Raw genomic sequence first — 14,679 nt, forward strand, 5'->3', positions numbered from 1 at the left:
GTTTATACCTCCTTGTATAATATTTCTACACAGATACTTACTACCCAACATATTGAATAATTAACTTTACATTTATTTTATGCCATTTGGGCACTTCAAATCTTACAAAGTTATTATTTCTAAAATAAGGCAAAATACAACGTTTTTATTTCACTAAAACAAAATATAGATTAAATGGGTCTAAATAATTTGTTATAATAAAGCGTAATGAATTTACATAAATATGTGAAAGCTCAAATTAAAAATCAGCAGGTAAAATCGTCCTAATATCTATTATGGACCTACATTCGAGGAAAATTATGGGGTGGCATATCCCAAATATAGAGGTTTAAAACAGGTAAAGCCAAAGGAGTGATTAAATGCAATTTGAAACACCATTAGGTACAATTATAGGAAAGACAGAAAATAAAGTTATTCGAATAATGGGTATTCCATATGGCCGGGCGAAGCGCTTTGAAAAACCTGAAGAGGTAGACAAGTTGCCGACGCCCTTTTACGCAAATGCGCCCTCAGTGGCATCTCCTCAAATCAGTGATCCTTATTTTAGCAGAATATTCGGTCATGAAGTTTTAGAGGGGCTAACCATTGGTGAACAGTGTTTGAATTTAAGCATAACAAGGCAAGAAACGGTTAGTGAACAGAAAAAACTGCCGGTAATGGTTTGGATTCATGGCGGCGGATATATTTCAGGATGTGGAGACCTCGTCGGTACTAATCCGACTCAGATGGTAAGGGAAAACGATGTTTTAGTGGTTAGTGTCAGTTATCGGTTGGGCATCTTAGGCTTTTTAGGAGGGTATAAAAACATTCCGGCAAATTTAGGGCTTATGGATGTTATCCTTGCTCTAAAATGGATTAAAAACAACATTGAATATTTTGGCGGCGATTCAAGCAATATTACGCTATTTAGCCAATCGGCAGGTGGAGATCTAGTAGCACACCTCATGGCGGCGCAAGGGGTTGAAGGCTTATTTCATAAAGTGATCATTCAAAGTGCGCCTTTTGGACTGAGAAATGATAAGACAGAAATGATCAATCAAATGATTAAAGTCGGCCAAGAGTTCGATTTAAATGGAAGTTATGAAGAACTGATGTCGATTCAGTCTAAGATGCTTGAAAAGGCTGGAGGATTTGGTTTGAAGTCAGGGATGCCTTTTGGAATGCAATATGGCATGGCGCCACTGCCTAATGAAGGAGAAGTGGAACACATTTGGGCAGAAAGGGCAAGTCAATTCGAAGTGATCGTTGGCTATAATCGTGAGGAAACAGCCGTGTTTTTGCCATTGCTTGAAGCTGTAAAAAAAGCGATGGCATTACCTTTTGTGGGCAATATCGCTAAGGCAATAGTACTAAAAGTGACGACTGGGGCAATCTATAAAAAAGGCGCAAATGCCTTTTATAAAGATTACAAAAGGGCTGGTGGAAAGATTGCTCTTTATGAACTTCGGTTTGGTTCAAAAACAAATGGCTTAAAATCAACCCATACAATGGAACTGCCATTGATTTTCTGGGACAAAGAGGTATGGGGAAAGTCGGAATTACTTAAAGATATTGATAAAGGCTATGTTGAAGCATTTGGGAAACAAATTCGAAAAATGTGGTGTGACTTTGCAAAAGAGGGTTATCAAGCCATTCCAGAATCCTTTGACAGCATGATTATAAAAAAATAAGATGTCAGGTCATTGAGCTATGGCTAGATCATGAAATGCCGTCTCCCAGAGTAGGCTGATTTGCATCAGCCATCACATATGCTATAATTGAATGGCAGAACTAATGAACTGGGTGGTTGTTTTGGGGAACAATTTTAAGGCGTTTGTATTTGGAATTTCATATAGTGTTGTGATCAGTTTTTGTCTCTTTGGGCCGCTTTCACATGTATTATTGGGTCAACACATCCAATTGGGGTCATTTATAAGTTTATTCACCTTTATAATGGCGTTTTTAAACCCTAAATTTAAAGAGCTGATTCAAAGAGGCATGTTATTTTTGTTAATGGGGATAGCGATATTAGTAGGTCTCTCAGGTAATCAAATCCTTTTAATCAATCTGCTAATGGTTGGGACTATCAGCTTTTTCATAGCAAGTATTTGTAGAAGTTTTACCATTGTGGCTGTCAGTACGATGGCTGTCAATGAAAGTGAAAAGTATATGGGCATTTCATTTGGCGTGGCTTTTAGTGTGCTCTATATGATCAATGTCTCTTATACGGTGATTCACGTTACAGCTGCTAAGATAATACTGATGAGTTTGATTATCATTGCTTACATAGCTCATAAGAGATATCTGGAAAAAGCGCTCATTGAGGTGCTTCAAGAGGCGCCGCCACAGCAGGGAAAAAATGCTGAAGGCAAAGTCCTGAAAGTGATCATACCAGCCATAGCATTGATACTTGTCTATATAGGCGGGGGCATTTCCTATGCAGGGATATATCCATATTTCAAGCCATTCAGAACCTTTGATCAATTTTATAATGTATTGCCGTTGATAGGGATCATGCCTGTTGCCATTGTCAGCGGTAAGTATTTCAATAATCTTTCTAACTTGGCATTGGGCATTATATGCCTCATGATTGCGCTATCGGGTTTTATGCTGAAGTTAAGTTTGATCAGTTATCTTGTGGTCCAGACTTTTCTTCAAATTGGATGGGGATTTACCAATGTCTTTGCATTTTCATATGCTTGGCGATTGGCCAAGAGATATAGACAGTACGGTTATTTTGGTTATTTTATCATCTGTATACTATTGGGCGTGATTGTTGGGAGTGGCATAGCAGCCACTGTTTTAAATAAACATCTGGATTCAGTTTATCTTGGACTGGCTACTTTTACGCCAATGCTCATAGGCCTTGTGCTCATATTCTATCATGAATTTGGTTGGACGCATTCTAGCGGGGTTCAAGAGTATGAAACTGGCCAAGAACGTGATGCGATTCAAGATCATGACATTGCTCAAAAGCGTGATCAAGAGAGTGATCAAGAGCATTCAAGTCTGTCAGCAGATAGCACTTATGATTTGTTTTTAGAATTGCCAATTTTAAAAGAGCTGACGAGTAGGGAAAAAGAAACCATATATTTCTATTATAGAGGGGACACGGCAATCAAGATATCGGAACATTTAAATGTGAGTCCCAACACCGTCAGGACACATATTAAAAGGGCATACACCAAGCTTGAAATTACTAAAAAACAGGAGTTGAGAGATCTCATTGAGTCAGAAATGCAGTGATTTCAACGCAAATAGATAAAAATCATCAATTTTTGGTGATTTTTTTTTGTGCTTTTTAAGATAAAATCATCGTAAAAATAAAAAACGATTGGGTTTTGGAGGTGCCAATATGGAGGAAAAGAAAGTTGAAGCAAAGACAAAGCATAAAGTGAAGTCACTACTTGGATGGCTTTATTTTTGGATAATTTGTGGGCTTATAGGCGTATTTATAATATTGCCCAATAAGGTGTTGCCTGTATTCTATAGATTTAATGAGATCATTGGCATTCATAAATTAAGCAAAGGCATATTTAATGATTCGATTTCAATGAATGTGGATGCAACCTTTGTGGCTCTATTTTTCGATTTTTTGATTTTATTTATTGTGACATATGCTTTAATATTGATCTTTAAGCGCATGAAATGGCTTAAAATTTTACTTTTGTGGGCAGGATTTGGTGGCATTTTGTTTTACAGCTATTCAATGCCTTTAAGTGCGTATTATCAATGGGGTAGTCAGATTGGATCAAATGTCATTTTGACTGAAGAAGTTCAGCTCTTAAGCACTGGTGAAGAGCAAGTTGTGGATTTGACTCATGTGGATTTAATCATCCCTCCTTACTTTGGGCGTGAGGATTATACGCTGAAAGTAGACACTTTAGAGTATAGCGATCAGACGGATGGCTATGCGTTTACCCTGATGGATGAAGCTGGCGAATCGATTCATATGTTGCCAGACTATATCCAAATGACGTTGGATTTAACACTGAAAGAACTGGAGGGAAAATCGTATAAGTTCTATGATCCAGAAGAGGATCAGTGGCAAGATGTTGCCTACTATTATGATTTGGATATTGGCAAAACAGTGATTCTGACTAATCACTTTACAGAGTTCAAGTCGTTTAAAAGAGAGATTATTGAGCAAGATGAGCTTTTAAAGCCTTTGACTGAGCCAACATTTGTCTATAAGCGCAAGACGGGGATTTATGCTTCTGACGTATCTCCAGAGGATTTAAGGCAGTCCTTTGAACTGATTGAAGACGCCAAGAAAAATCCTAAGAAAGAAGTTACGGCAATGGATTCTGCAATGAGCACGATTAGAAAAGTGAAGTCTCAATATACACAGCCAGAACTCTTTGTAAAGTTATGTGATATAGGTATCGACTACGCAGATATTGTAAAGGCAAAAGAGATTGATGTGGCCTATTTCAGCAACTTCAACAATCACATGCTTGTGGAAACCGCAACTGAATACAGCGGCCAAACGCTTAGAAATTCGCTTAAGGGCACCACGGCAGGTCTTTCGCTGGCATCCAATGTCCTTGGCACAGTCATCATTTACGATGAATTTAAGAAAGCCAATTATGACAAGGTGATTTATGAGAGTCTAAAAGCATTGGCGGATGCAGGAGGGGGAGCTATTTCAGGACCGGTTGGATTCATCACATCGTGTTGGATTTTTACATTTGACAGGTTTTCAGAATACGATAAGTTCCTGACAAATGAAGCGATTAAAGAGGCCTATAGTGTCTATTACAACGGTTCGGATTCAAGACCTGAATCCTATTGGCATTTTCGGTTTGAGGAGATCATGAAAAAAGAGCTCAAGCCAGATGAAAATATCTATCATGCCTTTAAATTGTTGGACTATGAGATCGATCAGTATTTACTGGAATTTTGGTCAAGTGAAAATGAACTGTTTAGGGATAAGTTCGATCTGCCTGCTAAGATATCCTCAACGGTACAAATTGGCATTCAGCGAGAGTACAAGCACCTGTATTTCAGACCGCTTGTGATGAGAGTACTGGATAGATACATGAACTACACCAGAATGAGGCAGATTGAGTATGAAATTTTCATGTCTCGACTGTTCTATAGAGATAACATCAACAAGATCGGCGAAATTGAAGTGACGCTGGACAGTGATGCTTATGATCTTCAAAAATGTCATACACAGGTGATTGTAAATGATACCATCATATTCGACGAAGCCTATAAAAATAAGAGCGTGACATTTAAGGCAAGGCTCTATAAGTTATTGCCGTCAGATCCCAATATGGAAGATAAGATTCATCTCAGGACTCTAATTGTGGACAAAAAGGGGATTGAATCGGTTAAGGACGAATACATTTATATCCTTGACATGGGGCAAAAGCTGACCTATCGATATTCTGATGTGATTTCAATTGCAGTGAAGATAGACGATAGAGCTGTGACGTTGAACATGGATGAAGCTTACAAGTTCAGCTACAGTTATGATAATGATGGAGAGACTTATTTAATTCCAGATGAGGTGATCTGGCAGGCCGATCAAGGCTCTATTGACGAAACTGGACTGTATACACCTGCGGTGCCTGGTGTGGATACAATAAGGCTGACTGTCAACTATGAAGAGGGCAACCAATCCTATACAGATGAGGTGAATGTCACTGTGGAAGGTGAGCTGGAAGAGGAGAAGTCAGTCCTACAAGACTTCGTTGTGAAGTATTATGAACATGATCTGGAACTCTTTTATGACAAACTGGGGGATGAAGCAAATCGAATGCTGCATGCGGCAACTGATAATATAGATTATGGCCGGTCAGTTATGGACTATATGTTCACACATGAATCCGAGCTTAAACTCATAAATGAAGCTAATGGTTATAAGAATTTTGAACTTGCATTGGACAATAAGACGTATAGTATTTATATCATGTATTATGACGATGGGAGCATACGACAGGTGAAAGCAAATGACAATGCCAGAAGTCTTTCGATTCAAATGGACTATAACAGCGAAGATAAAGAAGAAAGAATTATGGTGGCGAAGGATGGCGTCCTAATAAGTGAGCGCCCTCAAAGTATTGTGGTATTTAATTACAGCGGCATTAATTTGATGGGTGATCCGATTATTGACACAGAAACAGCTGGGACTGGGCTACATTACGATAGAGTAGAGCCAATGACCATGAGTGTTGGCAAAAATAGCCCTGGAAATAATAAATTTGAAGTCGTAACGCTTTGTCAAGTACAAAGCGGCAATATCACAAGTATTGGCACTCTCAGTGGTGATACGTTAAGTACGAATCACTACGGCAGTGATGGCAGTATCACTGAAACGCTTACGGCGACAAATGTAGGCAGTTTAGGGACCTTTAACGCAAATCATTAGATAGAAAAATGAATAGGACAGAAAACAAAATCATGCGTCTATGGTTTCGTTAAAAAGGAAAAGATTAAGGGATTATCTAATGTGTTTTTATAGATAATCCCTTTAAATATGCACACACGACATATAAGTTTCTTCAGAATAAGTTTAATGACTTAGAAAGTGTTGACATAGTCAGACTATAGTGGTAGTTTAATTATAAAAGTATACTACTGCAATAGTCTGTTTCGATAGTTTAAATGTTTTTATAACAGTTTGAATGCTTTTATAATAGTCTGGAGGTTTTATAAATGAGTGAGTTGATATTATTCGATTCTGAATTAAAGATCATGGAGATTTTATGGCAAGAAGGGGACCTAAAAGCAAAGGATGTAAGTCTGATTGCTTTTGAGCGGTATGAATGGAACAAAAATACAACTTATACGATTTTGAAAAAGCTTATCAAGAAAGAGGCTGTTTTGAGAAAGGAACCTAATTTTATATGTGTTCCACTTATATCCAAGGAGCAAGTTCAAATCAAAGAAGCAAAAAGACTGGTCGATAAATTGTATGAAGGGTCATCTCAATTATTGGTGAGCAAATTTATTGAAGATGAGCAGCTGACTAAGGAAGAGCTAAAAAGTTTACGAAACATAATTGATAAGAAATTGTAACTGGAGGGCACAAGATGCTAAGTGAAGCTATTTATTACATACTGAACATGAGTATATTGGGTGTTTTGGTCATGGGGCTTGTATGGTTTTTGCGTGTGGTTTTCAAGAAGTGGTTGCCTAAAAATCTGATACTCTTACTGTGGGGATTCGTGGTGATCCGCTTGATGATACCTTTTGCGATTCATAGTGATTTCAGCATTGTCACAGCTTTGGCAAATCCGTTTATAGAAACCGTGGAAGTAAAAGTTTCAGAAATGCCTGTGGCGCCTACATTCTTATTCACGAACACGGTGCAGTTGGCAGAAAATTATGAACCTCTGACATTTGAGAACTCAAAACTGGAGATTGTATTTCAGCGGATGGGCATCTTATGGGCCTGCGGCTTCATATTCTTCGGCATATTGATTGGCATAAGTATGCTCAAATTTAGGCTGGGCTTAAACAAGACTTTTTATAAAACTTATCAAGGGATGGATGTGTTTAAGTCCTCCAAATTGCATTCGCCGGTGGTGATTGGGGTTTTTAGACCTGAGATAGTCTTGCCTGTTAATTGTAGTGAGGCAATCGAAAACGTCGTCTTATTACATGAGCATACACATATTAAACGGAAAGATAATCTGTGGAAACTTTTGATCACATTAACCACTGTGGTCCATTGGTTTAATCCATTGGCTTGGTGGATGATGATAACTTTTTCAAGAGATGTAGAACTCGCTTGTGATGAAACCGTTATTAAAGGTTTATCAAGAGCGTCCAAAAAAGAGTATGCCATTGCCTTAGTGGAAGCAAATGAACAATTGCAAAGCTTCATCACTGCTTTTAGTGGCACAGGACTTGAAACTCGTATCCATGCAATTGTGTTTTATCAACGGATATCAAAGCGGATGATGGTCGCTTTAAGCATCTTGTATTTACTATTGGCAGTTGGACTGCTCACATCGTGTGGCTCTGCGGATGTGTCCGTTGAAAATACCGATTATCATGTGATGCACAGTGAAATTGCCTACGAAAAAGATGGTAGAGCCTTGTATACCGGATTTGACAGTATGCCTCAAGGTTATACCTATGAGGAGGCATTAGCCGATGGCTGTATTGAGGCATACGAAATGTCAACTGAGGCCATTTTAGAACTCGTGAATACATTTCATGATAAGGCGAATCAGGATGAAGCCTATAGAGTTCGTTTTGTGATGTTCATGGATGACCATAAAAGAGACATGTTTTTTCAGGATTTATGCTATTATGAAGGGCAGTATTACTTGTTTGATAGCAGAGCAGATTCTATTGAAGCCTTTGGATATCATTATATTAAGATCGCGCAAGATAAAGAAGCGCCAGAGTTTGGCTCACTGCTTTTGACAGATAACTTGGAAACGCGTTCGGAAGATGTTTTCAAAATGCTGGTTTCCAGTGTTGCACCTGTGGGCAAAGGTGAATTTGAGCTTGTGATGTTTCTGCCAGACGAGAGTCCTGTTAAGTTGGAAACCTATGCACTGGCCGATATTGAGGTACAACCCGTTGATCAGGCGGTTCATGATCGTATTAAAAAATATATGCAAGTGAATGGGATTCATGACGTATCAAAAGATCAGTTGGAATGTGCTCTAATTTATAAAGAGGATGATCGCGACATTGCATTGGTGCGCGTCCAGCTATCCTATGCTTGGATAGACAGTATTGCAGTTTTAGAAGGTGATGAGGTCGTTGCCATGTTAAATGGGATGAGTGTACAACAGTTTTTTATTACAGATCTAAACCGAGATGGCAATGACGAGATTTTATGCCATTCAAATCTGGGTTCTGGATTGCTGTATCATAGTCTATCTTTATACGATTTGCAAAATCATCAGTCGTATGCTTATACTTTTTATAACGACAACGAGGGCATTGAATTTGAAGCGGAATCCGATGGGGTGAATATATATAGCGTGATGCTTAATATCGGGAAAAGAAGAGAGGAACCTTTAGGCAAATTAGTTTATGATGGAAAAGCTTTATATATTGATGGTGCTGTAAAGGAGGTTGATTTCCCTGTACAGCCCTAGATGACATATTGGTGCGCAAAAGAAAAATGCAAAGAAACATGGTATTCAGAATATATGCTTAGAATTTGCAAAGTCGAAATGGATGATTATTTTGAAAGTAAAAATGCAGATGAAAATGAATCAAATTAGCAATGAAGGAAAATGATAAAATAGTTAAAATTTAAAAAACATATGGGTGGAGGCTAAAGAATAGGGGATATTCTTTAGCCTCTTCTACGTATAAAGATGTTATAAGTTGAGGCGAGTTCTGCTCAGTTAAACCTATGATACCATAATCTAATCATTTAGAAAATGATACAGAGAGTCCACAAAATGTTGCTCTGCAAAATTCAAAGGACGTGATTTTTGTTTAATATACCCCATTTTGATGATTACAGGTTCCGCAAGAGGAATTAATTTTAAGTTCATATGATATTTGTCAAAAATATGAGTGATGTCATGGTTTTTACTGATTGCAACAAAAGTGACGCCGTGAACGGTATCTAGCAATTGATAGAAAAGAAGCATATCTTGAACAAAGATTTTTGTTTTAAAGGATTCCGTTTCCAGTTGTTTTATAGTCTCAACACTTAAGTAGTCTTTGACTGAGTGTTCGACAAGTACGAGTGGGTAGGCTTTTAAGTCAGACAGGGCAATTTGAGGACAATCATAAAGCGGGTGTCCTTCGGCGAGTCCAATGGACATTTGAGTATCTGTAATTAATACGAATTCGAGTCCATTTTTCGCTAGAAGTATCTTAATAAAATTCTCTTGTTCGGCAGAGATATTGAGAATGCCCAGATTAGAATGGCCGCTTTTAACATCCTCAACAACATCAAAAAATGGATTTTGTCGTATGGAGAAAGTTTTCTTTTCTTTTTCAAATAGGTGGAGCATTTCAATAAGGGGGTAAACACATGCAGAAGAAAATTGAGCAGATACAGAAAAGTCAATAGAGCTATCCTTGTTTGTCTGACGAATGTTGCGCATCTCTTCTATGTTGGAAATAATCAATTCAGCATGATGTAAAAATTCTGCCCCTTGCCTGGTGAGCTCAACGCCTTTGGGCATTCTGTTAAAGAGCGTATAGCCGAGCTCTTTTTCAAGAACGCCAATGGTCATGCTGATATTGGGTTGAGAGATGTGTAAATTCCTTGCGACTTGACTCATTGAACCGGTCTTTGCAATTTCAGTAAAGTAATAGATTTGATCTAAAGTCATGGAAAGCCTCCTCATCGATAAATGCTATATTGACATTATTATAATGCAATTTTAAAAAAAATAAAATCATCATACAGAAGGTAATGAATCAATGTGAATTGTTTTAATATCTTAAAATAGAGATTTCAGGAACATAAAGGATTATTATGTCTAAGCATAAATAATATATATTACAAATCAAATGAACGTAAGAATATACTAAATATAGGGACACAAAGCGAAGGCCCATTAAATAGCATGGTATTTTAAAGGGGGACGATATAATGAGCATCACTGAGAAAGTGAAAAAAATTTCAAGTAGAGATGATCGTTTACGGCAAATCATTTATACGCAGATATGACCATGAGCATTTAGAAGAATATGAGCATTTAGAAGAATCGAGCATAAAGGAGCTGAAAAGTGATGAGTAGAAATTATAAACCAATTGATTTGCCACGTAACTTGGATTATATGGCGAGTGCCATGTCGCCAGAAGTTTTAAAAATGGTTGAATCCATTATTGAAAAAAAGCTGTCAGAGGGGCAATGGTCGACACCGGAAGACATGATTTTTGATCCTAGTAACATTGAGTTTGCAGCATACTGGTTGCATAAGGGCAGAAACCCAATAAAGAAGGGGATGAAGGGGCACAATCTTGAAGCCTATTTCGAGCCTTTCAAAAAGTCTAAACAGTCGTGGCAACCGGAAAATTTTATTAAGAGAAAAGAGTATAAATTAAGTGCTTCTGGAGACTTGATGTTTGCCAAGCATATTGAGGCATCTAAAGATATTCTGTATGATCATGTAGAATCATTGATTTTCAAAAGTGATTTTGCTTATGCCAATCTCGAGTCCACGCTATCAAAAGAGGCACCCAAGGCATTTTCGGTTAAAGAGACAGGTGAGACACCGCATATTAATATTACCAAGCCTCAATACGATGCATTGGTGAAACATAAAGAGTACAAGTTCAATGCCGTTCAGATCGCCAATAATCACATTATGGATTGTGGTGAAGAAGGTGCCAGAATTACGATGGATCAATTGAAATGTGATGATATTGCTTTTTTAGGTGTCTATGAAAATGAATCGGATGCAAACCGTGTTACTTACACGATGATGGACGAAGTTAAAATAGGATGGGTAACACATACTTTCAGCTTAAATGGTAAAAAATTACCTGATGAAAAAGCATGGCTATGTGATATCACACCATTTCATATGGTAAAAGATGTGGATACTTCAAGAATAGAATATCAGATAAAAGAAGCCAAAAATGCAGGCTGTGATCTGGTGGTGGTGACTTTGCATTGGGGGCTTGAACACGAGTTTTATCCTCATCCAGATCAATTAGAATGGGCTCATAAATTTGCAGAACTTGGTGCTGACGCAATTATATGTCATCATCCTCATGTATGTCAGCCCTACGAGATGTACAAGCCTGAAAGTCGGCCTGATCAACTGGTCCCAATTCTATATAGTTTAGGCAATTTAACACCAGCATATGGTTCTGCTGCGACGGTTTTAAGTCTTATTGCGAATTTGACCATCTCTCAAGGCGAGTTGAATGGCGTGCATCAAACCTTAATTACAGCTGTAGAGTTGACACCTGTAGCTTTTATGAGAGCTCTTGAAAATGGAAATCCACATGCAGTCCTTATACCTTTACGAGACTTAAATGCAATGGCGTTGGATAGCGAGACAAAGGCGTATGTAAAAGAAATCAATGCATACGCAGATTTGATTTTAGGAGATAGCTGGAGAGTGTAGCAGGCGACAGTAATCGCGAGTGCCAGCAATATGGAGTACGAGTAATAGTAAGGATTCATAGTAGAGGAGATGAAGATGCCTATGAACAGTTTTTTGGATACAGAGATTATAGATCAAATCATTCAGGAAGAAATGCAGGCAATGCAAATTCCCGGTTTGGCGATTGCCATTGTATCAGGCTCAGAGCCAATCTATTTAAAGGGCTTTGGGAAGATAAACGATGCAGGCGATAAAGTCACAGAAAAAACCGCATTTATTATTGGTTCCTCCAGTAAATCATTTACCGCTATGGCAATCATGCAAATGTCAGAAGCTGGCGTTTTAAATATTGATGATCCAGTCTTGAAATACTTGCCTGAGTTTGGATCGATAAAAGATGCTGATGAAGTCACTATTCGTCAGCTCCTTGATCATACCAGTGGCTTTTCAACTTATGAAGGCATGAAAGTATTTAATGAGAAAGCCGGTGGCCGCTTATCACAGTTTATAAAAAAATTACATCATTTCAGATTGAGCAGAAAACCCGGTGCATCCTTTGAATACTCCAATCTTAATTATGTGTTACTTGGGGCAATTGTTGAAGTCGTATCCGGTATGTCTTATGAAGCTTATTTGGTTCAGAATATATTCGAGCCATTGGATATGAAGTGTACTTTTGCCGAGTACCAGAAGGCATTGAACTATGGTTTGGAAAAGGGCTATCAGCCAGTTTTAGGTTTATTGCGTCAGACGGCTTATGACTTTCATCCTGAAATCATACCAGCAGGATATATTGTATCCTGTGCTGAGGATATGGCAAAATACTTGATTGCAAACTTGAATGGTGGTTGTTATAACAATTCAAGAATCTTGTCGGAGAGTGCTATATGCACGCTCCACACAAAATCATCAAAAGCGAGTGATCATTACGGACTAGGCTGGTTCGATTATGATGAGCTCGTACATCATGGTGGAAGTGCAGAGAATTATCATGCTAACATGATGCTAATCCCTTCCAGAGGGCTTGGTATTGCAATTCTGTACAATATTAATGACAACATATCAGGCGCTTTTGTAAAAGGCAACTTCGGAAACGGGGAAACCATTGTATATGATCGCATTCAGTCTAAGATCGTAAATGCACTGACAGGAGAAAACACAATGGCACCTATTATCGACAGAGGGAAAGGATTTCATAAAAAAACCAATGTGATATTTGGAATGTTGTTTGCACTATTAACATTGTATGGATGTATGCTCTTGAGCAGTTCACAAACATATATGCCTTTAGTTGTGATTGTTAACCTTCTGATCCCCTTAATTTTGCTGGTGATTATCCCTAGACTATTTAAAGCAAGCTGGAAGCCTTTATTTCAGTTCGCAGCAGGTTTTGCCCATGCTCTGTTTGCGCTTCAGTTGTATTTGATACTCATAGGCGTATTTAAAATAATAACGGTATTTTGAATAAATACAATCTGAAGAAGGTAAATTTTACATGATTGCAGGGGCAAAAATGATCTATGTTCAAAATATTTTTTATCACTGGATTCTGGAGGGATAATCGCTTGAAATTGCACAAAATGACATTAAAGATGAATTCTAAAATTAGCATTTTATGAAATTAGTAGATTGACAGAAGACATATTTTCGTCTATACTGGTCGCATAGTATGGATTGTTACTCTTTGAGGCATTACCTGTTTTTTTTGTGGTATGTTTTAGAGAGTTTTTTGTTTCTTATATACAATCATGTGGGGGTAGATCATGAAAGCTATTAAGAAAATTAATAATAATGTTGTAATATGCGAGGACGATAACAAGAAAGAGCTGGTTGCCTTTGGGAAGGGCTTAGGGTTTCCAGCAGTACCTTATAAAATCACAGATTTAAGTCTGATTTCAATGACGTTTTATAAGATGGATCGAAGCTATTACAAGTTATTAGAAGAAATCCCACCCGAAATTTTTGAGGTCTCTGCCATAATTGTGAAAAAAGCACAGAGAACTTTAGATTGTAAATTGAATCCAAACCTACTACCAGGACTTGCCGACCACATTAATTTTGCATTAGCTCGAATGAAAAAATATAAGAAAATGAAAATGTTATTTTCCTATGATATTGAGCAACTGTATCCAAAGGAAACTGAACTGGCGCGATACGCCGTTAAAGTCATTGAAAAGAATCTTTTTGTCAAATTACCAGAGAGTGAGATCACCAATATTGCGATGCATTTTGTCAATGCAGAAGAGGAACATGTGACCTCATCTTCTGATGTGAATATGGATGAAATCATACAGCATATCACGAATGAAATCGAGGCCATCTTTCAAGTGGAAATTGATCGAAAAGGTTTTAATTATAACCGCTTTGTGATGCATCTAAGATATTATATGAAACGCATTGAAGAAAAAAAGCAATTTGTGGATGATAATAGTGCATTGTTTAAAGCTGTAAAAAGTGAAAGTCCAGAAGTCTTTGAATGTGCAATGCATATTGCTGAAATCATCGACGAAAGATTGAAATCAAAGAGCACTGAGGACGAGATTTTATATTTGATGATACACATCAAGCGCATTTTAAAAAATAATATATCCATCTGAGGATTGTTACTCGTCATGGAGGCATAACCGAGGGTAAGCGTACGATTATTGTACGTTTCCTCGGTTTTTTTTGTTAAGGCAACACAAATGTTGCTAATCG

Annotated in this window: 9 protein-coding genes; 8 read left to right on the forward strand and 1 reads right to left on the reverse strand. The window is 37.7% G+C overall.

All coding sequences use genetic code 11. The annotated features are described in order from the left end of the window. Window positions 1–359: 359 nt before the first annotated feature. The 5 genes from ISU02_RS20735 (at window position 360) to ISU02_RS20755 (ending at window position 9,053) form a co-directional block, all read left to right on the forward strand. Entirely contained in the window at window positions 360–1,670 is a 1,311-nt protein-coding gene (locus tag ISU02_RS20735) for a carboxylesterase family protein (protein WP_194703763.1), read from the forward strand. A 121-nt stretch (window positions 1,671–1,791) separates the two neighbouring features. Continuing rightward, entirely contained in the window at window positions 1,792–3,225 is a 1,434-nt protein-coding gene (locus ISU02_RS20740; RefSeq protein ID WP_207736466.1) for a LuxR family transcriptional regulator, read from the forward strand. Window positions 3,226–3,334: 109 nt separating this feature from the next. Then, window positions 3,335–6,358 carry a hypothetical protein gene (locus ISU02_RS20745; RefSeq protein ID WP_194703765.1) on the forward strand — a complete coding sequence of 1,008 codons (3,024 nt, stop codon included), beginning with the start codon at window positions 3,335–3,337 and terminating at the stop codon, window positions 6,356–6,358. A 287-nt stretch (window positions 6,359–6,645) separates the two neighbouring features. Continuing rightward, window positions 6,646–7,008: a BlaI/MecI/CopY family transcriptional regulator gene (locus ISU02_RS20750; protein ID WP_194703766.1), complete on the forward strand. Its 363-nt coding sequence runs from the start codon at window positions 6,646–6,648 to the stop codon at window positions 7,006–7,008. 14 nt (window positions 7,009–7,022) lie between these two features. Then, the gene (locus ISU02_RS20755; protein WP_194703767.1) at window positions 7,023–9,053 is read left to right on the forward strand and encodes a M56 family metallopeptidase; all 2,031 of its coding nucleotides are present in this window, start codon (window positions 7,023–7,025) and stop codon (window positions 9,051–9,053) included. Window positions 9,054–9,329: 276 nt separating this feature from the next. Here the strand turns inward: ISU02_RS20755 and ISU02_RS20760 are convergent, their stop codons facing one another. After that, window positions 9,330–10,253 (reverse strand): LysR family transcriptional regulator, encoded by a 924-nt coding sequence (locus ISU02_RS20760; RefSeq protein WP_194703768.1) that lies wholly within the window; start codon window positions 10,251–10,253, stop codon window positions 9,330–9,332. 403 nt (window positions 10,254–10,656) lie between these two features. Between ISU02_RS20760 and ISU02_RS20765 the strand changes: the two genes are divergently transcribed. From ISU02_RS20765 to ISU02_RS20775, 3 genes are all read left to right on the forward strand, one after another. After that, window positions 10,657–12,003 (forward strand): CapA family protein, encoded by a 1,347-nt coding sequence (locus ISU02_RS20765; protein WP_194703769.1) that lies wholly within the window; start codon window positions 10,657–10,659, stop codon window positions 12,001–12,003. A gap of 75 nt (window positions 12,004–12,078) precedes the next feature. Then, window positions 12,079–13,446, forward strand: a complete 1,368-nt coding sequence (locus ISU02_RS20770) for a serine hydrolase domain-containing protein (RefSeq protein ID WP_194703770.1) — start codon at window positions 12,079–12,081, stop codon at window positions 13,444–13,446. Between the two features lie 299 nt (window positions 13,447–13,745). After that, complete coding sequence (locus ISU02_RS20775; protein WP_194703771.1) at window positions 13,746–14,579, forward strand: PRD domain-containing protein; 834 nt, start codon at window positions 13,746–13,748, stop codon at window positions 14,577–14,579. Window positions 14,580–14,679 lie beyond the last annotated feature (100 nt).

This window comes from Fusibacter ferrireducens, assembly GCF_015352425.1.
In the GTDB taxonomy this organism is placed as follows: domain Bacteria; phylum Bacillota; class Clostridia; order Peptostreptococcales; family Acidaminobacteraceae; genus Fusibacter_A; species Fusibacter_A ferrireducens.

Excerpts from the sequence above, each read along its gene's own strand:
- ISU02_RS20735 (WP_194703763.1), top strand. The coding sequence starts at position 360 with ATGCAATTTGAAACACCATTAGGTACAATTATAGGAAAGACAGAAAAT.
- ISU02_RS20750 (WP_194703766.1), top strand. The coding sequence starts at position 6,646 with ATGAGTGAGTTGATATTATTCGATTCTGAATTAAAGATCATGGAGATT.
- ISU02_RS20765 (WP_194703769.1), top strand. The coding sequence starts at position 10,657 with ATGAGTAGAAATTATAAACCAATTGATTTGCCACGTAACTTGGATTAT.
- ISU02_RS20770 (WP_194703770.1), top strand. The coding sequence starts at position 12,079 with ATGCCTATGAACAGTTTTTTGGATACAGAGATTATAGATCAAATCATT.
- ISU02_RS20755 (WP_194703767.1), top strand. The coding sequence starts at position 7,023 with ATGCTAAGTGAAGCTATTTATTACATACTGAACATGAGTATATTGGGT.
- ISU02_RS20745 (WP_194703765.1), top strand. The coding sequence starts at position 3,335 with ATGGAGGAAAAGAAAGTTGAAGCAAAGACAAAGCATAAAGTGAAGTCA.
- ISU02_RS20775 (WP_194703771.1), top strand. The coding sequence starts at position 13,746 with ATGAAAGCTATTAAGAAAATTAATAATAATGTTGTAATATGCGAGGAC.
- ISU02_RS20760 (WP_194703768.1), bottom strand. The coding sequence starts at position 10,253 with ATGACTTTAGATCAAATCTATTACTTTACTGAAATTGCAAAGACCGGT.